Source organism: Herbaspirillum sp. RV1423, assembly GCF_000577615.1.
GTDB lineage: Bacteria > Pseudomonadota > Gammaproteobacteria > Burkholderiales > Burkholderiaceae_D > Herbaspirillum.
This window is the reverse complement of sequence record NZ_CBXX010000034.1, coordinates 58648-80264: the sequence shown is the minus strand read 5'-3', so window position 1 is coordinate 80264 and position 21617 is coordinate 58648. Positions and strand designations below refer to the sequence as shown.

Genomic DNA, 21617 nt, shown 5'->3' with positions numbered 1-21617 from the left:
CGCCGTCTTTAAGCGGCGATGCCGTAGCAGCGTGCGGCGGTCCCGCCCCACAGGGCAGCCTGCTCTTCGCGGTTCAGATGGGCGGCGGCCCAGCCGGCGACCAGTTCGACCACCTTGTCGTAGGATGCCGCCAGCAGGCACACCGGCCAGTCCGAGCCGAACATCAGGCGCTGCGGACCGAATGCCTCCAGCGCGGTATCGAGACAAATACGGATGTGATCGTAGTCGCTTTGCTGCAGGCCGGCTTGCCAGTCGGCTTCGGTCACCAGTCCCGACAACTTGCAGGCGACATGCGGCAATTTTCCGAGCGCCAGTAATTCCTTTTTCCAACGTTTCAATGCCGCGTCATCTTTTCCAAATTCGCGCAGCGCCGGTTTGCCGAGATGGTCCAGCACCAGCCAGTGTTTGTCGTGCCGCGCGCAGAATGCCAGCGTGTCGGCCAGTTGATGCTCGAACACCAGCACGTCGTAGACGTACTGCTGTGCTTGCAGCAAAGCGATGCCGCGGTTGAAATCGGCCTGTCCGAGAAAGGCCCGGGCGTCGGCTTCGTCCTGTACCTGATGGCGAAAGCCGACCAGCTTGTCGCCGCCGCGCCATTCCGAGAGCCGTTCTTCGAGGTCGGCGACGCCGAGGTTTTCCCAGCCGACCACGCCGGCGATCCAGTCGGTCTCTTTCGCCAGATCCAGCAGGAAACGCGTCTCTTCGCGGCCCGAGCGCGCCTGCACGGCAATCGACGCGCCAAGTTCATGCCGGCGCAGCAACGGCAACAGCTCGGCCGGCAATTTATCTTGCGCCAGCACGTCCATGCCGGCGCCTATCCACGGATAGTCTTCAGCGCGGTAGCGCCAGAAATGCTGGTGGGCGTCGATGCGCAATGTCATGGTTTTCCACTCATCCATTCAAGACAGAACAATGAAATACCGGCCCGATTCGCAAACGACGCGAACGCGGGCCGGCACCGGATCCTCATTGACCCTCGTTGACCAATCCGGAGATCAGTCGTACAGCACCGCCGCGATTTTCGGATCGGCGATGTTGCTCTTGTCGTACCAGTAGAAACCGGTGTCGATGATCTTCGGCAGCTTCTCGCCCTTGAGCGCCTTCACCGCAGCTTCGACGGTCTTGTAACCGATACCGACCGGATTTTGCGTGATCGCGCCGGCCATCTGGCCGTCGCGGATGGCATCCTTCTGCTGCTTGCCGGAGTCGAAGCCGATGATGACGACCTTGCGCTTCATTTCCCTGGCGCCGTTCAGCACGCCAATGGCCGATCCTTCATTGGTGCCGAACACGCCCTTGAGTTTCGGATAGGCTTGCAGGATGGATTTGGTGACCTCGGTCGATTTCAACTGGTCGCCTGCGCCGTACTGGATGCTGACGATTTTGATCTTGGGATAAGCCGACTTGATGCGATCGACGAAGCCGTCGCGGCGGTCGATGCCGGTGCGGCTGGTCTGGTCGTGCGCCACCACCGCGACTTCGCCTTCCTTGCCGATCAGTTCGGCCATCTTGTCGGCGGCCAGTGCGGCGGCGGCCTTGTTGTCGGTGGTGGCGGTGGTGACGGGAATGTCGCTGTCGACGCCGGAGTCAAATGCAATCACCGGGATCTTGGCGGCTTGCGCCTTCTTCAGCAGCGGCAATGCGGCCTTGCTGTCGAGCGCCGCAAAACCGATGGCTTGCGGTTTCTTGGCCAATGCGGCGGACAGCATGTCGATCTGCTTGTCGACCATGGCTTCGGTTTCCGGACCTTCGAAGGTCACCTTGACGTTGTAGTCCTTGGCGGCCTGATTGGCGCCGGCCTTCACAGCCTGCCAGAACTGGTGCTGGAAGCCTTTCGAGATCAGCGGGATATACGTCTCCTGCGCCTGGGCGATGCCGCTTGCGGCGAGCGCGAAAGTCAGGCCGATGGCGAGGTTGAGGGTTCTTCTCTTTATCATTGTTAAGTCTCCTTGGTTGATGTAAAACAGCGGGTATCGCTAAAACACAAAACCTGTTCACGATCTGTAGCGAGAGGTCGTCAGCCGGTGGCGGACGGAGCGGAGGAACCGGAGCGTACTCTGGTACGTGAGGATTCCGAGCACCGCCCGACGCCGGATCACGACCTCGCAGCAAGATCGTGGACAGGTTACTGACGGCGACGGCGCAGGATGTCCATATAGACCGCCAGGATGATGATCACGCCGGTGACCACGGTCTGCCATTCCTGCGCCACCGACATGATGCGCAAGCCGTTGATCAGCACGCTCATGATGAAGGCGCCGATGATAGTGCCGAGGATGGTGCCCGTGCCGCCCGACAGCGAGGTGCCGCCGATCACCACGGCGGCGATGGCGTCGAGTTCATAACCCTGACCCAGTGCCGGTTGCGCGGAGTTCAGGCGCGACGCGATCAGCAGGCCGGCAATGCCGCAGATGGCGCCGCTGACGGTGTACACCACGATCTTCCAGAAGTCGACCTTGACGCCCGACAGGCGCAATGCTTCTTCGTTGCTGCCGAGGGCGAAAGTATAGCGGCCGAATACGGTCTTGTTGAGGATGATGCCGGCGCCGATCGCCACCAGGAATAAAATCAGCACGGCATTGGGAATCGGCAGCGCCGGGATCAGGTCGCCGATCAGCGACTCTTGCGAGATTTGCGAAAACGACGGCGTGTCGTTGAAATAGATCGGCTTGGTGCCGGAAATCACCAGCGACAGCCCCTTGAGCAGCATCATCATGCCCAGCGTAGCGATGAAGGGCGGCACCTTGAGTTTGGCGATCAGCACGCCGGAGGTCCAGCCGCACAATGCGCCGAAGAAGATCGCGGCGAAGATCCCGAAGTAGATCGGCAAGCCCCAGTAAGTCAGGAACACGCCGGCCATGACCGCACAGAAAGTCATCATGGTGCCGACCGACAGGTCGATGCCGGCGGTGATGATGACGAAGGTGCAGGCAATCGCCAGCACGCCGTTGACCGCGGTCGATTGCAGGATGCTGACGAGGTTGTCGATCTGCAGGAAGTTGGTGTTGGCGAAGCTGAAAAAGACGACCAGCGCCAACAGGCTGGCGAAGGCCAGCAGCTTTTGCCGCGTGCTTGAATGGAACAGCCGCGCGCGCCAGCCGCCGCTTTCCCGGGAAGTGGAAGTAGTCATGGTGACGTTGGCCTGCAGCGATGAATTCGGTGGATGGGGAATGTTTGCCATGGTCGTCTCTTCGATTATTGGATAGCGGCGGAAACTGCGGACGCGCGCTGCGTCGCCAGTTGCATGATCTTTTCCTGCGAGGCTTCGGCGGCGCTCAGTTCGCCGGTGATGCGGCCTTCGCACATGACCAGCACGCGGTGGCTCATGCGCAGCACTTCGGGCAGCTCGGACGAAATCATCACGATGGCCTTGCCCTGCTCGGCCAGCGTGTTGAGCAGCTTGTAGATTTCGCTCTTGGCACCGACGTCGATGCCGCGCGTCGGCTCGTCGAAGAACAGGATGTCGCAATCGCGCAGCAGCCATTTGGCGATCACGATCTTTTGCTGGTTGCCGCCGGACAGCAGGCGCGCCGGCTGGTCGATCGAGGGCGTCTTGATGGCAAGCTGGCGCACATAGTGCTGCGCCGTGCTGCGGATCGCGGCCTGATCAAGGAACAAACCCTTTTTCAGGAAACGGTTCATGCTCGACATGACGACATTGGCCTTGACGTCGAGGCCGGTCGCCAGGCCGAAATGCTTGCGGTCTTCCGACAGGTAGCCGATGCCGTGCGCCACCGCATCGGACGGCGAACGGATGACGGCCTTGCCGCCGTGGATGAATATCTCGCCGGCATCAAGCGGATCGGCGCCGAAAATGGCGCGCGCGACTTCGGTGCGGCCGGCGCCCATCAGGCCGGCGAAACCGAGGATCTCGCCCTTGCGCAGGCTGAAGCTGACCTCGCGGATGGCGCTGCCGCGCGACAGCCCCTTGACTTCCAGCACGACGTCGTTGGCGGAGGTGTCGGCGACCACCGGACCGGCGCTATCGAGCTGACGGCCGACCATCATGCCGATGATGGTGTCGATCGGCGTCTCCTCGGTCGGCACGGTGGCGATGTATTTGCCGTCGCGCATGACGGTGACGCGATTGGAGATCCGGCGCAGCTCGTCCATCTTGTGCGAGATGTAGACGATGCCGACGCCTTGCGCCTGCAGGTCGCGGATGATGCGGAACAGTTCGTCGATCTCGGCGTTGTTCAATGCGGCAGTCGGTTCGTCCATGATCAGTACGCGCGAATTGAAGGACAGCGCCTTGGCGATCTCGACCATCTGTTGTTTGGCCACGGTCAGTTCGCCGACCCTGGTGCGCGGATCGAGCGCCAGCCGCATGCGCTGGAAAATCCCGGCGGTCTGGCGATTCAGCGCATCTTCGTCGAGGAACATGCCGAAGCGTCCACGCGGCTCGCGCCCGATGAAGATGTTCTGGGCGGCGCTCAGGTGGTTCATCAGGTTGAGTTCCTGATGGATGATGCCGATGCCCAGCATCTGCGCCGCGCGCGGACCGTCGATCTCGACTTCCTTGCCGTCGACCAGGATGCGGCCGTCGTCTTTCTGATAGACGCCCGACAGGATCTTCATCAGCGTCGACTTGCCGGCGCCGTTCTCGCCCATCAGCGCATGCACTTCGCCCGGCAGCAGGTCGAGCTGGCAATTGTCCAGCGCCAGCACGCCGGGGAAGCGTTTGGTCACATTGCGCAGCGAAATCAGGTAAGCCTGTTCGCCCGCCGTCTCTGTTTGTTCTGATTGCATTCCTGCCTCTTGATGCAAGCCAGCCTTGTCGTCGGCTGTATTGGTGTCGTCCGCTCCTGCGGTATCGTCCTCACTGCCTGCCGAGATCGAAGATCTTCGTCATCGGCACCCATTTCTCGCCTTGCGGCGTCCACGGCGTCGGCGCCTGGAATTGCCACATCAGCGCTTCCCATTCCTGTACTTTGGGATCGTCCTGCATGGCCTGCGCCATCGCCGCGGCGTCGTAGACCGCATCGTCGGTTTCCATGATCATCGCCATGCGCACGCCAAGCCGGTAAATCTCCATGCCGGTCACGCCGTGCGTGCGCAGGTGCGCGGCGATCTCGGGCCAGATGCGGCGATGATGTTCTTCGTAGCGCGCGATCAGCGCGGCGTCGTCTTTCAGGTCCAGTGCCAGGCAGTAGCGCATGGTTCGCTCCTTCGATGCGTTCAGCTCAGCGCACGGTCGAGATGGGTGTAGCCGCCGTCGACGAATACCCATTGTCCGGTGGTGTGCGCGGCGCGATCCGACAACAGGAAGACGGCGGTGTCGGCCATTTCTTCCGAGGTGGTGAAACGCTTGCAGAGCGGAATCTTGCCGGCGATGGCGGCGAGCTTTTCCTGCGGATTGTCGAAACTGGAAATCCATTTCTCGTACAGCGGCGTCATCACTTCGGCGGGGATCAGCGCATTGACGCGCACGCCGTCGTTGGCCAGCGCTGCGGCCCATTCGCGCGTGAGCGACAATTGCGCGCCTTTCGAGGCGCAATAGCCGCTGGTGTTGCCCTGGCCGGTGACGGCGGTCTTGGAGGAAACGTTGACGATGGCGCCGCGCGCGGCCTTGAGATGCGGCACGCAGTAATGCGCCATGACGTAATAGTGGATCAGGTTTTTTTCCAGCGATTGCATGAACGCCGCGCGGCCGGCATCGAGGCCGACGTTGTCGTTGATGCCGGCGTTGTTGACCAGCCCGTCGAGACGGCCGAATGCATCGACCGTGTCGGCCACGGCCTGGCGGCATTTGTCTTCGTCCATCAGGTCGAGCAGGAAGAAGCGCGCCTTGGGTTGCAGCTTCAGCAGTTGTTCCTTGAAGCCGTCGCCCGGAGGGCTCTTGCCGAACACCACCGGGATCGCGCCTTCCATCGCCAGTTGTACCGTAATCGCGCCGCCGATGCCGGATGCGCCGCCGGTCACGATCACGACCTTGTCTTTCAGATGTAAATCCACGTCTCGTCTCCGTCCATTCTTGTGATTGTTATTTTTTTGTTATCGCGTTCCTTGCTCAGCCTCGGAATCAGCCGCGGAACCGGTATTGCTCCAGCGACTCCGGCTTCATGGTAATCGAGAACCCGGGCGCGGTCGGCGGCATGTAAGCAGCTCGTTTGACCACGCAGGCATCGATAAAGTGCTCGTGCAGATGATCGACGTATTCGGTCACGCGCCCTTCGGTGGTGCCGGAAATGCAGACGTAGTCGATCATCGACAGATGCTGCACGTATTCGCACAGGCCGACGCCGCCGGCATGCGGGCAGACCGGCAGCTTGTACTTGGCCGCCATCAGCAGCACCGCCAGGATCTCATTGACGCCGCCGAGGCGGCAGGAGTCGATCTGCACCACGTCGATGGCGCCGCGCATGATGAATTGCTTGAACAATACGCGGTTCTGGCACATCTCGCCGGTGGCGACTTTCACCGCGCCGATGCCTTCGCGGATCTTGCGATGGCCTTCGACGTCGTCCGGGCTGGTCGGCTCCTCGATGAACCACGGTTTGACGAAGGCCAGTTCGTTGACCCAGGCGATGGCCTGGTCGACTTCCCACACCTGGTTGGCGTCGATCATCAGTTGGCGGTCCGGGCCGATCACTTCGCGCGCGATGGCGACGCGGCGCTTGTCGTCGGCAAGGTCGCGACCGACCTTGAGCTTGACATGATTGAAGCCGCTGTCGATGGCTTCCTGGCACAGGCGGCGCAATTTGGCGTCGTCGTAGCCGAGCCAGCCGGCCGAGGTGGTGTAGCAGGGATAGCCGTTCTGCTCGAGCAGGCGGATGCGCTCGGCCTTGCCCGGCGCCTGCGCGCGCAGCAGCGCCAGCGCTTCGTCCGGCGTGATGCAGTCGGTGAGGTAACGGAAGTCGATGCTGCGCACCAGTTCTTCCGGCGACATGTCGGCCACCAGTTTCCACAGCGGCTTGCCTTCGGCCTTGGCCCACAGGTCCCAGACCGCGTTGACCACCGCGCCGGTGGCGAGGTGGATCGCGCCCTTGTCCGGGCCGATCCAGCGCAACTGGCTGTCGGAAGTGATGTAACGCCAGAAACGCCCCATGTCTTCGCTGACCCAGGCCAGGTCGAGGCCGACCACCAGGTGTTCCATGGCCCGGATGGCGGCGCAACATATCTCGTTGCCGCGACCGATGGTGAAGGTCAGGCCGTGGCCTTGCAGACCTGGCCGGTCGGTTTCCAGGATGACGTAGGCGGCCGAATAATCCGGGTCAGGATTCATGGCGTCGGAGCCGTCAAGCGTCTTCGATGTCGGGAAACGTACATCCAGTACGCGCATGGAGGTGATCGTAGTCATCGTCTCTGTCGGTTGAAATGAAAAACGTGAAGAACGGAAATCAATTGGACCAGCCGCCGTCGATCATATGGATCGCGCCGGTGGTGAACGCCGATTCGTCGGAGGCCAGATACAGCGCCAGCGCGGCGATTTCGTCGGCCTTGCCGATGCGGCCCATGGGCTGGCGCGCGACGAAAGCGGCCTGCACTTGCGCCACGTCGACGCCCTGCTCGCGCGCCTGGCTGGCGATGCGCTGTTCCAGCGACGGCGATTCGACGGTGCCGGGACAGATGGCGTTGCAGCGAATGCCTTTGGCGACGAAATCGGCGGCGATCGACTTGGTCAGGCCGATCACGGCAGCCTTGGTGGCGCCGTAGGCGAAGCGGTTGGGCACGCCTTTGACGCTGGACGCCGCCGAGGCCATGTTGACGATGGCGCCGCGGCCTTGCGCCAGCATGCCGGGCAAGACGGCGCGGGTGAGGCGATACATCGACGAGACGTTGATGTCCCAGGCGAAGCGCCAGTCTTCTTCGCTGCATTCGAGGATATTGCCGCTATGGACGTAGCCGGCGCAATTGAACAAGACGTCGAAGGCCTCACCGGATGCCGCCAGATCGTTCACCGCCCCGGCGTCGGTGACGTCGAGCACGCGTGTCTGCACATCATGGCCGCGCCCGGCGGCGATGCGCGCCGTTTCATCCAGCGTCGCCTGGTTGATGTCGGTGGCGAGCACCTGCGCGCCTTCGCGGGCGAACATCAGCGCGCTGGCGCGGCCGATTCCCTGACCTGCCGCGGTGATCAATACCCGCTTTCCTTGCAATCTCTTCACGCTGTCCCGCTCCTGTCTCCGCGGCGCTGCATTGCGCCGCCTTGTTGTTCTGCATGGTTTTTCAGAAAGTGTGGCGATTATTGCACGCAACTTTAAACTCATCAATAAAATTCGATTTTATATTTGAGTTTACTTTGTTACTATCCTTTCGCCGAAGACTACATTGAAATCGTGTAACGGCAAGCGATAACCAATACATATGTAGAGATATCAAACAATAGATGACATAAATGCAATTTTTATTTTTGTTATTTATTAAAAATTATTTTTACAAATGAAAATAGATTTACGCAAGGAGACAAGCAAACCCACAACTGAACGCCATGGGTCCGGCCGCCAGTTCCGACCGGCTGCGCGCCCTCGAAGCAAAAACGGACGAAACAGACAAGCAAAAAAACCATAAACAACGATAAATACGGAGATTCTCATGCAGACAAAAACACTTGCCGCCGGCCACCGGCATGGGCTCAACACATCCGCCAAAATCAAGCTGGGCAGCGTCGGCGCCGGCCTCCTGCTGAGCCTGGCGGGCGCAGCGCAGGCGCAATCCAGCGTCACGGTCTACGGCCGCGTCGACGCCGGCGTCGACTACCAGTCCAACGTTGCCACCGGCGCCAACTCCAGCGGCAGCCTGTGGCGCGCTTCCGGCAACCAGTGGGGCACGAGCATGATCGGCTTCAAGGGCACCGAAGACCTGGGAGCGGGACTGAGCGCCTTCTTCCTGCTGGAATCCGGTTTCGACGCCACCAAGGGCACTACCAACGGCAGCCCGCTGTTCAATCGCCGCTCCTACGTCGGCCTGGCCGGCAGCGCCGGTTCGCTCAAGTTCGGCAAGAACCTGTTCATCGACAACGACATCTGGTTCCTCGACCCGACCGGCCAGCAGTTCATCGGCACCGCCACGCTGGTGCGCGGCCGCAACTGGGGCGGGGCGGACAATGTAATCGAATATCAGACCCCGACCTGGGGCGGCTTCAACGCCACCGTGCAGACCAGCCTGGGCGAACAGGCCGGCTCCATCACCAGCAAGCGCAAGGACGGCATTTCCCTGGTGTATGCCAACCAGACCGTCGAACTGCGCGCGATCTATGACGTGGTGCGCGACGTCAACGGCCACTTCACCGACATTTTCGACACCTCGAAAGAGCTGATCCTGGGCGGCACGCTGACCATCGACAAACTGAAACTGTTCGCCGGTTATGAAAACCTGCGCGCGCCGGATGCCGCCCCGACCGCATCGGACAAGGCCAATCACTACTGGCTGGGTGCGAACTACCAGGTCACGCCGGCGCTGACGCTGATCGGTTCGGTGTTCCGCGTCAACGTCAACAAGGGCGGCGGCAACGCCAACCTGTTCATGGCCGGCGCCAACTACTCGCTGTCCAAGCGCACGCTGCTGTATGTCGGCATGGGCACGGTACGCAACAGCAGCAACGCCAATTTCTCGGTGGAAGCCACCAACAACAATCCGCTGCCGGGACAAAACCAGAACGGCGCCTACGCAGGCATCAGCCACACGTTTTAAGCTGCGGCGCGCGGTTGCCTGAGCCTGAGCAACTGCGCCTCCTGAAACCGGCAATGGTCCATCGCTGCCGGTTTCAGGGATAAAATGCGGAATTGTGTAAATTTGCGCAAACAACAACTGGTATCGCCCCCATCCTCCAGCACGCCATGCCAAGAATCAAAAAAATTGAACCTGAAGCCCGCCTGAGCGCCACCAACGACAGCGCCGCCGATGCCGGCAAGGCGCGCTATGCCGCGCCGGCGTTGGACAAGGGACTGGATATCCTGGAATTGCTCAGCAAAGCGGAACAAATGTTGACGCTCAACCAGATATCCAAGCAACTGGGACGCAGCGTCAACGAGATTTTCCGCATGGTGGTGACGCTGGAGCAGCGCGGCTACCTGATTGCCGACAACGACCAGTACCGGCTGTCGCTCAAGCTGTTCGAGCTGGCGCATTACCACCAGCCGATCCGTTCGCTGGTCAGCACGGCCTTGCCGCACATGCGCGAGCTGGCCAACCGCACCATGCAATCGACCCACCTGACCGTCTACGAGGCCGGCCGCGTGATCGTGGTGGCACAGGTCGACAGTCCGGAACGCTGGGCCTTCGGCCTCAAGGTCGGCGCGCTGGTGAGCCTGACCGATACCGCCTCCGGACACGTGCTGCTGTCTTTCCGCGACGAAGCCGAACGCGGCCGCATGCTGGCGGCGCATGTCAGGATGGACGGCGAGCAGGAAGTCGATCACGCGCAGTTGCTGCGCCAGATCGCCGAAACCCAGGAGCGCGGCTATTCGCGCATGGAAAGCCGCCAGATCCGCGGCGTGGTGAATTTGTCGTATCCGGTGCTCGGCGCCAACGACCGCATGCTGGCGGCGCTGAACGTACCCTACATCGAGCGTATCGACAAGAAGGTCAATCCCAGCCTGGATGAAGTGCAGAACATCGTGCAGGAAATTTCAACACGGCTGTCGAAACTCATGGGGAGCAGCAGTTTCGGCAGTTGAGAGGGGACGAGCTCCGACAGTTGTGTGTGGACTGACGATGCGGTAATGCCGTTCAGTGAAGCCTGCTTCCTCCCGTCGTCCCAGCCCACGCTGGGGCCCTGTGTCATGACAACGTCCGATACGACGCTGGGTCCTGACTTTCATCAGGACGACAGTTGTGGTGGACTGACGATGCGGTAAGGAGATTTCTAAACTTGACTGAACGGCATTGCTCCGGTCAGGGCGTATTGATGAAACGTTCGATCATGGCAGCCGCCTTGTCGATATTGAGCACGCCCTCCAGATGGCCGCCCGGCCCTTGCAACAAGAACAGCGTGCCGCGCCCGCCTTGATGCTTGAAACGATCCAGCGCCGCCATCGACAGCTTGGGCGGGAACACCAGGTCGCTTGAACTTGGCACGAACAGAATCTTGGCCTTGATGCCCTTGATCTCGTCGTCGCTCAGGCGATAAAGCTGATTCGCCTTCGACATGTAAATGATGCTGTTGCCGTCCACGACCTTGGCGCGTGCACGGCCTGCCGCTTCCAGCGCCGCCTCGATCTTGAAACGGTTCTCGAGCGCCTCGGACGGCGGCTTGGCGGGATCCGCCGGTTCATAGCCGAACGTCGTCTGCGCCCAGTCCCAGTGGCGCGTCTGCACCGTCACGACCTTGAGCGCCGCGGCTACGCCGTCATCCGGATCGCCGCTGCCGTAATAATCGCCGTGCCGCCATTTCGGGTCGAGCCGCACCGGCAGCGACCAGACGTCGAGCAGGCTGATCACGTAAGGACTGATCTCGAATCCGGGACCGATCACATGCACCACGCGCTTGACGAAGTCGGGATACAGCGCCGCCCATTCCATCGCCTGGATCGAGCCGCCCGAGGCTCCCATCGCCGCGACCAGTTGCCTGACGCCGAGCTTGTCGAGCAGTTGCTTGTGCACGCGCACCGAATCGCGCATCGCCACCACCGGAAAGGACATGCCGTATTGCTTGCCGGTGGCCGGGTTGATCGAAGCGGGGCCGGTCGTCGTCACCATCGGATCCTTGGCGTTGACATTGACCAGCGTGTCGGCGCTGACCACGAAATACTTGTCGGTGTCGACCGCCTTGCCGGGACCGATCAGGCTGTCCCAGTAACCGGGCGCGGCGTCGCTGTCCTTGTATTTACCGGCGGCATGAGAGGTGCCGGAATAGAAATGCGCCACGAAGATGGCGTTGTCGCCGGCGGCATTGAGTTTGCCGTAGGTTTCGTAACCGACGCGCACATTGCGGATTTCCTGGCCGGCGACGGTGATGTAGGACGGCAACGTGAAGACCTGTTTGGCCACCAGCGGCAATGAGGCCGCAAGCTGTTGCGCATGCGCCGGAAAGAACGGCGAACCCAGCGCGACCGACAGAATGAACGAATGAACGAACGAGTAAAACAGACGGCGGATATTCTTCATGAAACTGTCTCCGGATTGTTATAGGCATGGTCAATGCGGCGCAGCTACTTTACGGCAAGCGGGCGCACCTCACAAGCCGCCCATGTGTAAAAATACGGCTTTGCACACACACTCCGACCTGCCATGCCCACCTCCATGCTGCCCGACGTCGCCGGCCTGCTGCACCTGACCAATACCCACGGCGACAGCGCCGCCATCAGCCTGTACGGCGCGCAATTGCTGTCCTGGACAACCGCCGACGGCCGCGAACACCTGTATTGCACGCCCCATTCCACAGTCGGGGCGGGCGCCGCGATCCGCGGCGGCGTGCCGGTTTGCTTCCCGCAATTTTCCGGACGCGGCGCACTGCCCAAACACGGACTGGTGCGCAACCTGGTCTGGCACATCGACGGCGACGTCCTGAGCGGGGCCGATCAGGACGTCGCCTGCGCGCGCCTGTCGCTATACGACACGGCTGCCACGCGCGCGCTGTGGCCGCATGGCTTCGCGCTGCAATTGCAGGTCGAGCTCGGCGCCGGCTGGCTCAGCGTGGCGCTGAACGTCACCAACACCGGCGACGCCGCCTTCGACTTCACCGCTGCGCTGCATACTTACCTCGCCACGCCCGACGTGCGCAACGCCGGCGTCGAGCAACTCGGCAACGCCCGCTTCATCGACACCACCGTCGGCAACGACGAATCCAGGCACAACGGCGCCGCCCTGCGCATCGCCGACGAGACCGACAACGTCTATCTGTCGCCGCCCGCCGCGCTGGCCTTGCACCAGGACGGCAAACCTTTCCTGCAACTCGAACAGCAAGGCTTCGCCGACAGCGTGATCTGGAACCCCGGACCGGCCAAAGCGGCGCAATTGGGCGACATGCCGACGCAGGACTGGACGCGCATGCTGTGCATCGAGGCCGCGCAGATCGAGCATCCGGTGCGCCTGTCGCCGCAGGCCACCTGGCGCGGCCTGCAACGGCTCACGCGCGCCCGCTGATACAAAGAAACAATCCGCAGGGACAATACCCGGAAATAATCGCGGCGTCAGCCGACGTCGAGCAGCAGCGCGCCCTGCGCCGTACCGCCTTCCAGCAACCGGTGCGCCTGCGCGGCTTCGCTCAGCGGCAACCTGCCGCCAATGTCGACCATCAGTCCGGCCTGCAAGCGCGTCACGGCGGCATCGGCGGCGATACGGTATTGCTGCGGGTCTTTCACAAAGGTCAGGATGCTCGGTCTTTCCATCAATACACCGCGCGCCTGTGCCGCCGCCAAGGCTTCCGCCGGCGCCCCTTCGCCGGATACCGAACCGACGCTGATCGCCATGCCGCCGCTGCGCGTGGCGTCGATGCTGCGCAGGAAATGCGCACCGCCGATGCCGTCCGCGACGATGTCGGCGCCTTTGCCGCCGGTGAATTCACGCACCGCCGCGACGAAGTCTTCCTGGCGATAGTTGACCGCCCGATCCAGCCCGCGCGATTGCGCCAGGGCGGCTTTTTCCTCGCTGCTGACCGTGCCGATGACGCGCGCGCCGCTCGCCTTGGCCCATTGCGTCAGCAGCAGGCCTAGTCCGCCCGCCGCAGCATGCACCAGCACCGTCTGGCCGGGTTGCAGGCGTGCATAATGGTTCAGCAGCAGGTAGCAAGTCATGCTGCGCAACACGCCGGCGCCGGCCTGCTCGAACGAGACATTGTCCGGCAACACAATGACGCGTTCGGCGGCGATGTCGGCGTATTCCGCATACCCCCCGGTGCTGCCCGACCACGCCACGCGCTGGTCCGGCCGCAAGCCCGATACGCCGGCGCCGATCGCCTCGATCGTGCCGCTGCCCTCGACGCCGGGTACGAACGGCAGCGGCACCGGATAGCGTCCGATGCGCTGGTACACGTCGACATAATTGACGCCCGCCACCTGCTGGCGCACGCGCACCGATCCCGGCGCCAGTGCAGGCAGGCTGCGCGCGACAAGTTCGAGATTGGCGGCGTCGCCGTAAGCGGACACCTGGATGGCTTGCATGGTCTGTGCGGTCATTTCTATGCTCCCGATGGAATCGATCGATGAATGGATGAAGTGGACGTTCAGAATAACTTCGTGCAAAATCAAACGGAATTCCCAATTTAGGCGCAAGTACTGTGCAAAAATCATCAAATCTGCCGATTTCTCCCGAACAGCTCTCCTGGGACGACGTGCGCTACTTCCTCAGTCTGGCGCGCGGCGGCAGCCTGTCGGCGGCGGCGCGCGAACTTGCGGTGGAACATTCAACCGTGGCGCGCCGTATCGGCGCACTCGAAGGCGCGATCAAATTGCGCCTCTTCGACCGCCTGCCGCGCGGCTGGCAACTGACCGACGAAGGCAAGACGCTGCTCGACGCCGCCGAGCGCATCGAGCTCGAAGCACACGCCTTCGGCCGCGCCGTGCAGGGCATGACGGCAATGCAGGGCACGGTGCGGCTGTCGGCGCCGCCGGCGTTGTCGAGCCGCTTCCTGATGCCGCTGATGGCGCAGCGCTACAAACAATGGGAGGGAATACAACTGGACGTGGTCGGCGAAATCCGCGCCGCCAACCTGCACCGGCGCGACGCCGACCTGGCGCTGCGGCTGTCGCGGCCGGAAGACCCCGGCCTGATGGCGCGCCGCCTCGGCAGCGCCGGCTACGGACTATACGGCAACGCGCGCTGGAAACGCGTGGCGCGCAACAAGCGGCAATTCATCGGTTACGGCGAAGCATTGCAAGGCGGCCCGCATCAGGCATGGCTGGCGCAATATACCGACGGCGCCGCCTATGTGTTGACGGCCAACGATTTCACCATCCTGCACCAGGCATGCCGATCGGGACTCGGGCTGACGATCCTGCCGCATTTCGTCGCGCGCAACGATGCCGAGCTGGAGCAATTCGACACCGGCCAACCGCCCTGGCTGCGCGACATGTGGCTGACCGTGCATCCCGACCTGCGCCGCTCGCCGCGCGTGCAGCGCATCGCCGACCTGCTGGCGGAGATCGTGCAGGAACAGCAGGCGTTCCTGGCCTGAGTTCCAGTTTTCGGTTCCAGATTCTCGACGTCAATCCGCGAAGCGTCCTGCACAGCGGAAATCCCGGTGTTAACGGCAATGCCGTTCAGTTAAGCTTCTCGTATATGACTGTCGTCCTGACGAAAGTCAGGACCCAGTGTCGTATCGACCATCTTCACGACACTGGGCCTCAGCGTTCACTGGGGCGACGGCTTGAGGAGGATGGACTTAACTGAACGGCATTACGGTGTTAACGGGCAAATGCCGGTTAGCACACCTGTTGTAACATTGACCTCTCCCATTTCGGAAGGCTCGGAATCCATGACAGTCTCCCCGAGCATGACAAAGCATGCGTCGCAACAGTCCCTCTATTTATGAAAACAGACTTCTTCAGTCAATCGATCGCGCTGCTTCGCACCCGGCGTTTCGGCACATTCTTTTTTGCCACCCTGCTATCCAATATCGGCACCTGGACGCAACAGGTCGCCCAGCCGTGGCTGCTGCTCAGTCTGGGAGCCTCGTCTTTCGTCGTCGGACTGGACGCGTTCGCCATGGGAGCGCCGGTATGGTTGCTGACGCTGCTTGGCGGCGTGCTGGCGGACCGTGCCGACCGCCGCTTCGTGATCGCGTTGTTTCAATCGATCCAGATGTTATGTCCCATCCTGCTTGTCGTGCTATTGCTGACAGATGCGGTCGAGCCCTGGATCGTGGTCGTGCTCTCTCTGGTAGTCGGCATTACCGATGCGCTCTCCATGCCGTCATTCCAATCCATCGTTCCCTCTATTGTCGAACGCAAGCAGATCGCGACAGGACTTGCGCTTAACGCGACCCAATTCAATCTGTCCCGCATCATCGGCCCTGCGATCGCCGGCGTGCTCATGGCCGGCATCGGCGCGATCGGATGTTTCGCCGTCAGCGCCTTTTCCTACGTGCCTTTCATCGTCGTCGCCTTATGGATTCTTCCGCGCAAGATCGTCGCACGCCAGGCTGCCGAGGACTTCGATCGCCGACACTTGTTCGCCGGCGTGCGCGACATCGCCCATCAGCCTTATCTGAGAGGCGCGCTTCTCACGGTGCTCACGACGAGTTTATTGTGCGGACCGCTCATCACCTTTTGCCCGATTTTGGTAAAAGAGATTTTTCATGAGGATGCAAGTCAGTTCAGCCTCGCCATCGGCTCCTTCGGCGTCGGCGCGCTGATCGGCGCGATTTTTCTGCTGTCGGTCGATCCGGCGCGCGATCGGCGGCATCTGAGCACAATCGCCGCCTCGAGCTACGGACTGATCCTTGTGCTGGTCGCCGTCAATCCCTGGATTACCGTGTTGCCCGTCCTGTTGGGATGCGCCGGGCTGGCCATGTGCGTTGGCAACACTTCCGCCAACTCGCTGTTGCAGGCAATGGCGCCGGCACGCTTGCGCGGCCAGACGGTCGCGTTGTTCATGCTTGCCATGCGCGGCGGCGTTTCGCTTGGCAGCCTGATCACCGGTGTATCCATCAGTTTTTTGGGAGTACGCGACGCACTGCTGCTCAACGGCGTCATTGCGTTGCTAGCTCACCTGGCGATAGGACGACAATGGCTGCGTTTAAAAGTACCGGCGATGGAATAAGGTTTTGACGCGCCGGTTCCGCTATCCCGTCTATTCCGTCAATTGATGCGCGACGGAGTAACGAACCAGATCGGCGGCATTGTCCGCATTCATCTTCTCCAGGATCCGGCGCTTGTGGGTGCTCACGGTTTTGGCGCTCAGGAATAATTCAGCAGCGATTTTTCCCGTCGATTTCCCGGCCGCGATCATGATGAATATCTGACGCTCCCTCTGGGAGAGATGCTCGTGGGGAAGCACATTTTCCTCGTCCTCGAAAACGATTTTGTCGACCATGCTGGGGTCGATATACCGTCCTCCGCCGGCGACTTTTTGTATGGCCTCCAGCAAGCGATCGGGGTCGCTGTCTTTCGTAAGGTATCCCCTGGCGCCCGCCTTCAATGCGGCCGCCGCGATTTTCCCTTCATTGTGCATGCTCAACACCAGGATGGATAATCCCGGACGCCGGTTCTTTACCTGCTTGATCAGGTCCATGCCGCTGATGCCCTGCATGGTCAGGTCCAATAGCAGCAAATTGCAATCGGCCTTTCCCAGTTTCTCAAGCACCTCCAGACCGTTGACGGCCTCAGCCACCACCATCATTTTTCCAGTGGTGGCGATGATGCGTTTCAAACCTTCGCGCATCATCCCGTGATCATCAGCAATGAGAATTTTGATCATCCGACATTCCATCCTGGCAACAAAGTCATAAAGGAATAGATGCCCACACGGTGGTCCCATTTCCCGGGGAGCTTGCAATCCTAACATCACCGCCAAACGCCGTGGCGCGCTCGCGCATTCCGCTCAGGCCGTATGTCTTCTGACCGTCTGCTATCGAGGAGTCGAATCCTACACCGTTATCGCTGATTTTCAGATACAAGTACCGATCGTCGCTGTCCAGCGTGATTTCTATGCGGCTTGCATTGGCATGCCGCGTCACATTGGTCAGGGACTCCTGAAGAATACGAAAAATCCCGGTTGCCCGCTCATCGTCAAGATAAAAATCCTGCGCCAGCCTGTTATTGAATTCGCAAGGTATCCTGACGCTGCTCTGGAAATCGTCCACCAGCCATTCGACCGCCAGATTGATTCCCATATCCAGCGCGGACGGCCTGAGATGCGACGCGATGTTGCGGACGATCCGCAAAATGCTGTCGATCGAACCCTTCATCTGGGCAACTGTTTCCGTCAAGGCATTGGAATGATTCTTCAATGCCTTGGGCAGCATCAGGACATCCATCCTCAATACCGTCAGCCGTTGCCCCAGCTCATCATGGATCTCACGTGCAATCCTCTTGCCCTCGGCCTCTTTCACGACGATCTGATGCGCGGACAACGCGCGCAGTTTTTCCCTCGATTGCCGGAGCTCAGCTTCGTTTCGTTTGCTTTCGCTGATATCGAAAATCACGCCATCCCAGATGACGTCGCCCATGCCGATGCCCCGCGGCGTCGCCCTTAAGTTGATCCAGTTCGTATCCGTTCCCTCAGATGTCAGTTGTCCTTCCCAATTCCATATGGAATTGTTTTGCGCCGACTGCCGCATCGAATCATGAAACTCTGCGCGGTGCGCCGGAAGCAACAGATTGACAAACGCCGAGGGATCGCTCTGGATGCTGTCCGGCGGCAAGCCGCATACGGCAATGGAGCCGTCGCTGATATACGTGAACTCGAAACCGGAATCGCTCAATCGCAGTTGAAACACCATCCCCGGGATGTTGCTGGACAGATTCTTGAATCTTGCCTCGCTCTCTCTCAATCGGTCCTCCGCAACCCTGCGCTCGGTGATGTCCTGAATGATGCCGGTCATTCTGACAGGGTTTCCCTGCGTATCAAAAGTGACTTCGCCCTGCGCATGCACAATCCGTTCTGAATTGTCCGGCCGGACGATACGATAATCGATGCTATACGGTTGCTCCTTGCAATGTGCCTGTTCTATGGAAAGGATGACGTATCCGCGATCATCGGGATGGACCCGCAACAAGAACGATTCATAGTCCAACGGCTTCATCCCGAAAATCTGGTCGATTTCGGTGGACCAAAAAAATTCTTTCGTCGCAATGTTCCAGTCCCAGGTACCCAATTGCCCGATACGCTGCGCGCTTTTCAAACTGTCTTCACTCAAACGTAGAGCATTCTCGGCAAGTTTGCGGCAAGTCATATCTTCGATGATGCAGATGTGAAATGGCGTACCTGCGCCGAACGGCGCCATCGAAATACGTACATTCACCCAAACGAGTGTACCGTCTTTTCGGATGTAGCGTTTCTCCCTGGAAATCGTCGACACCTTCCCCGCGTACAGGTCTTTGAGTTCCGCAATATCCTGTTCAATGTCGTCCGGATGGGTGATGCTCAGAAAGCGTCTGTTCACCAGTTCCTCCTCGCTGTAACCGAGGATATTGCAAAAGTGCGCGTTGACCCTTATCCACTTTCCGCTCCGGGTCGCGTAGGCCATGCCGACAGCGGCTTGTTCGAAAGCCCCAAGACACAAGGCCGTCTTTTTCGCCAGACGATTTTTTTCCAGTTTATTTCTTTTGCCATGTCTCGGCGAGATAAGGCTGCAAGCGTATTTCCCCTTGGTATTTTTCATGTTCATCATGGCTTTATCGTCAACAATGCGAACCGAATCAAGTTAAAAGGGAGTGCTTTTGGTATGAGAAAGGACTGACCGCCGACAACGTCAACAGGTATTCTTGCAATTGAATTCTGGCCGGCGTGCAACTTCCGGGCATATGTATCTTGTCGCCGCAGACGAACATTTTTTTCGCAGGAGACAGGAATGCCTTGCGATGCAAAGGCATTGCTCCCGCCCAACTTCAATGTCCGGCGGCATGTTCGGGGGCGTGGTAGAAAACTCCGGCAATGGCAGGATCTCCGGATCCGCCGGGCTTGCCGATGCCGTTGCTCTGTGCAAAGCCGGCGCCGACAATGTCGCTCGTGTCTCCATCAATCTATGTCATCAATGCCGCAATCTTGGCCATCATTGCGTGGCTTCTTTGACTTATCAGATGGGTGCCGGCATCGGCTTTTTCAACAAAGTCTCCGATCAAAATTATCATTTCTTTTGCGCATCTACAGAACGCCGAAGCCAATTGCAGGCAAGCGCCCGGCAGATCGCCTGACGGCACGCGGAACGTGCCGTCAGTCAATATCCGTCGGTTTTTAAAATGCTTCCCATTCGTCCTTGTCGCTTCCTCTGATCGCCAGCTCTCTTGCGGTCGCCTCCGGTTGCGCCCTGCCGGCGACCTGCTTAGGTCTGACCTGCACCGGTTTCTTCGCCGTGATGTGTCCGACCACCGGACCGATCGTCTTGACGGGCCTCAAGGATGCAGCCCGCGTGCTGTCGAGCGTGAACACGCTGACCACTTTCGCCAGATTGTCGGCCTGATCTTGCAACGACGCGGCGGCCGCTGCCGCTTCTTCCACCAGCGCCGAGTTTTGCTGGGTCACCTGATCCATTTGCATGATGGCCTGATTGATCTGCTCGATGCCTTCTTCCTGCTCGCGGCTGGCCGAAGTAATTTCTCCCATGATGTCGGTGACGCGTTTGACGCTGGCGACGATTTCCTCCATGGTCGTACCGGCCTCATGAACCAGCTTGCTGCCGGTTTCGACCTTCTCGACGGAGTCGCCGATCAGGATCTTGATTTCCTTGGCGGCGCTGGCCGAACGTTGCGCCAGACTTCTGACTTCCGTCGCCACCACGGCGAAGCCCCTGCCCTGTTCGCCGGCGCGCGCAGCTTCCACGGCAGCGTTCAGCGCGAGAATATTGGTCTGGAAGGCAATGCCGTCAATCACCCCGATAATGTCGACGATCTTTCCCGCCGATTCCTTGATCGACCCCATCGTGCCGACCACTTGCGATACGACGGTGCCTCCCTTGACCGCCACGTCCGACGCGGAGATGGCCAATTGATTGGCCTGACGCGCGTTGTCGGCGTTCTGCTTGACGGTCGAGGTCAGTTCTTCCATCGACGATGCGGTCTCTTCAAGGGACCCGGCCTGCTGTTCGGTTCGCGAGGACAGATCCGAATTGCCGGCCGCGATCTGGCTCGACGCGGTGGCGATGGTGTCGGTGCCGCTGCGCACTTGTCCGACCACGTCGAGCAAGCTGCCGTTCATGTGCTCCAGCGCCTGCAGCAACTGACCGGTTTCGTCTTTCGAGGTGACCTCGATACGGCTGGTCAGATCGCCTGAAGCGACCGTCTTGGCGACCCTCACCGCATCATTGATCGGGCGCGTGATCGAACGCGTGATAAACCAGGCGACCACCACGCCCAGGGCGATTGCCAGCACGCCGAGCGTGAGCATCAGATTGCGCGCATTGGTGTATTCCCTTTTGGCCTCTTCGGCCGCGGCTTCGGATGAAGTTTTTTCATAAGCAACAACGTCGTCAATGATGCCGATCAATTTCCGGATGCTCGGACCGGCTTGCTTCATCAACATATCGGTGGCCTCTGCATTTTTGTTTTGCAAGCCCAACTCAATCGTTTTATTCACAAGAGGTCCCGTCACCTTCATCAGTTCCTCGAGTCTGGACAGCAACTCATGCTCTTTGTCATCCAACTGCATGGAGGTCAACTGCTTGTGCGCCTTGGCGTATCTCTCGCGCGCGGCGGTTATTTTTGCCATTTGCGCCTGCATTTCCGCCTCATCCTGAAGCAACACGACATTGGTGACCAGCACGGAAATATCCCGGAAGTTATCCACCATGATGTTGACTAAAGAACTTTTGGCGTTATGGTCCTCCACGATTTCATTCAATTGCCTCTGGATGCCGCCCATGGAATTCAGAGCCAGACCGACAATAGCCGCAAGCAGCACAAGCACCACGGCAAACCCCGCCCCCAGGCGAGCACCGATTCTCAAATTTTGAAACGACATATTGACTCCGATAATGATGATGGTAAGTGGATGGCATTTCAGATTTTTCAGGCCTGCATGCGCTCGGGCAGCCCTGTCTCGGCCGAAGACATGCGCTGACGGCCAGGCAGGTTTCAAAA

19 protein-coding genes and 1 other RNA gene are annotated in these 21617 nt (G+C 60.3%); 6 read left to right on the top strand and 14 right to left on the bottom strand.

All coding sequences use genetic code 11. From position 1 onward, the window contains the following. Positions 1-8: 8 nt before the first annotated feature. The 9 genes from RV1423_RS22490 to RV1423_RS22455 form a co-directional block, all read right to left on the bottom strand. A complete protein-coding gene (locus RV1423_RS22490; RefSeq protein WP_034301664.1) occupies positions 9-881 on the bottom strand; it encodes an amidohydrolase in 873 nt (290 codons plus the stop codon). 114 nt (positions 882-995) lie between these two features. Next, positions 996-1937 carry an ABC transporter substrate-binding protein gene (locus RV1423_RS22485; RefSeq protein WP_034301661.1) on the bottom strand — a complete coding sequence of 314 codons (942 nt, stop codon included), beginning with the start codon at positions 1935-1937 and terminating at the stop codon, positions 996-998. Between the two features lie 54 nt (positions 1938-1991). Beyond that, positions 1992-2066: non-coding RNA, sX9 sRNA (locus RV1423_RS29285), on the bottom strand. A 59-nt stretch (positions 2067-2125) separates the two neighbouring features. Further along, positions 2126-3130 carry an ABC transporter permease gene (locus RV1423_RS22480; RefSeq protein WP_034301731.1) on the bottom strand — a complete coding sequence of 335 codons (1005 nt, stop codon included), beginning with the start codon at positions 3128-3130 and terminating at the stop codon, positions 2126-2128. Between the two features lie 65 nt (positions 3131-3195). After that, entirely contained in the window at positions 3196-4749 is a 1554-nt protein-coding gene (locus RV1423_RS22475; RefSeq protein ID WP_034301658.1) for a sugar ABC transporter ATP-binding protein, read from the bottom strand. A gap of 70 nt (positions 4750-4819) precedes the next feature. Beyond that, positions 4820-5158 (bottom strand): L-rhamnose mutarotase, encoded by a 339-nt coding sequence (locus RV1423_RS22470; protein ID WP_034301655.1) that lies wholly within the window; start codon positions 5156-5158, stop codon positions 4820-4822. 20 nt (positions 5159-5178) lie between these two features. Next, a complete protein-coding gene (locus RV1423_RS22465) occupies positions 5179-5955 on the bottom strand; it encodes an SDR family oxidoreductase (protein WP_034301652.1) in 777 nt (258 codons plus the stop codon). 67 nt (positions 5956-6022) lie between these two features. Next, the gene (locus tag RV1423_RS22460; protein ID WP_034301649.1) at positions 6023-7300 is read right to left on the bottom strand and encodes an L-fuconate dehydratase; all 1278 of its coding nucleotides are present in this window, start codon (positions 7298-7300) and stop codon (positions 6023-6025) included. A 40-nt stretch (positions 7301-7340) separates the two neighbouring features. Next, on the bottom strand, positions 7341-8099 hold the full coding sequence (locus RV1423_RS22455) for an SDR family oxidoreductase (protein WP_373419979.1): 759 nt from the start codon (positions 8097-8099) through the stop codon (positions 7341-7343). Positions 8100-8535: 436 nt separating this feature from the next. Between RV1423_RS22455 and RV1423_RS22450 the strand changes: the two genes are divergently transcribed. Together RV1423_RS22450 and RV1423_RS22445 are read left to right on the top strand one after the other, a co-directional pair. Beyond that, entirely contained in the window at positions 8536-9633 is a 1098-nt protein-coding gene (locus RV1423_RS22450; protein WP_051516857.1) for a porin, read from the top strand. Positions 9634-9779: 146 nt separating this feature from the next. Then, complete coding sequence (locus RV1423_RS22445) at positions 9780-10619, top strand: IclR family transcriptional regulator (protein ID WP_034301644.1); 840 nt, start codon at positions 9780-9782, stop codon at positions 10617-10619. Between the two features lie 217 nt (positions 10620-10836). Here the strand turns inward: RV1423_RS22445 and RV1423_RS22440 are convergent, their stop codons facing one another. Next, positions 10837-12048 carry a homoserine O-acetyltransferase gene (locus tag RV1423_RS22440; protein ID WP_051516856.1) on the bottom strand — a complete coding sequence of 404 codons (1212 nt, stop codon included), beginning with the start codon at positions 12046-12048 and terminating at the stop codon, positions 10837-10839. 123 nt (positions 12049-12171) lie between these two features. On the opposite strand from RV1423_RS22440, the gene RV1423_RS22435 reads away from it, so the two are divergent. Then, positions 12172-13026, top strand: coding sequence for a D-hexose-6-phosphate mutarotase (locus RV1423_RS22435; protein WP_034301640.1), 855 nt, complete (start codon positions 12172-12174; stop codon positions 13024-13026). Positions 13027-13073: 47 nt separating this feature from the next. Here RV1423_RS22435 and RV1423_RS22430 read toward each other — a convergent pair whose 3' ends face one another. Beyond that, positions 13074-14057, bottom strand: coding sequence for a quinone oxidoreductase (locus RV1423_RS22430; protein ID WP_034301722.1), 984 nt, complete (start codon positions 14055-14057; stop codon positions 13074-13076). A 101-nt stretch (positions 14058-14158) separates the two neighbouring features. On the opposite strand from RV1423_RS22430, the gene RV1423_RS22425 reads away from it, so the two are divergent. Together RV1423_RS22425 and RV1423_RS22420 are read left to right on the top strand one after the other, a co-directional pair. Further along, positions 14159-15055 (top strand): LysR family transcriptional regulator, encoded by an 897-nt coding sequence (locus tag RV1423_RS22425; protein ID WP_034301637.1) that lies wholly within the window; start codon positions 14159-14161, stop codon positions 15053-15055. 353 nt (positions 15056-15408) lie between these two features. Further along, positions 15409-16641: an MFS transporter gene (locus RV1423_RS22420; RefSeq protein WP_034301633.1), complete on the top strand. Its 1233-nt coding sequence runs from the start codon at positions 15409-15411 to the stop codon at positions 16639-16641. 30 nt (positions 16642-16671) lie between these two features. Here the strand turns inward: RV1423_RS22420 and RV1423_RS22415 are convergent, their stop codons facing one another. Beyond that, the gene (locus tag RV1423_RS22415; RefSeq protein ID WP_034301630.1) at positions 16672-17298 is read right to left on the bottom strand and encodes a response regulator transcription factor; all 627 of its coding nucleotides are present in this window, start codon (positions 17296-17298) and stop codon (positions 16672-16674) included. A gap of 25 nt (positions 17299-17323) precedes the next feature. Continuing rightward, positions 17324-19213 carry a sensor histidine kinase gene (locus RV1423_RS22410; protein WP_034301626.1) on the bottom strand — a complete coding sequence of 630 codons (1890 nt, stop codon included), beginning with the start codon at positions 19211-19213 and terminating at the stop codon, positions 17324-17326. A 94-nt stretch (positions 19214-19307) separates the two neighbouring features. Here RV1423_RS22410 and RV1423_RS22405 point away from each other — a divergent pair, with 94 nt between their 5' ends. Beyond that, positions 19308-19736, top strand: coding sequence for a hypothetical protein (locus RV1423_RS22405; RefSeq protein ID WP_155835221.1), 429 nt, complete (start codon positions 19308-19310; stop codon positions 19734-19736). A 40-nt stretch (positions 19737-19776) separates the two neighbouring features. Here the strand turns inward: RV1423_RS22405 and RV1423_RS22400 are convergent, their stop codons facing one another. After that, on the bottom strand, positions 19777-21498 hold the full coding sequence (locus RV1423_RS22400; RefSeq protein WP_034301619.1) for a methyl-accepting chemotaxis protein: 1722 nt from the start codon (positions 21496-21498) through the stop codon (positions 19777-19779). Positions 21499-21617 lie beyond the last annotated feature (119 nt).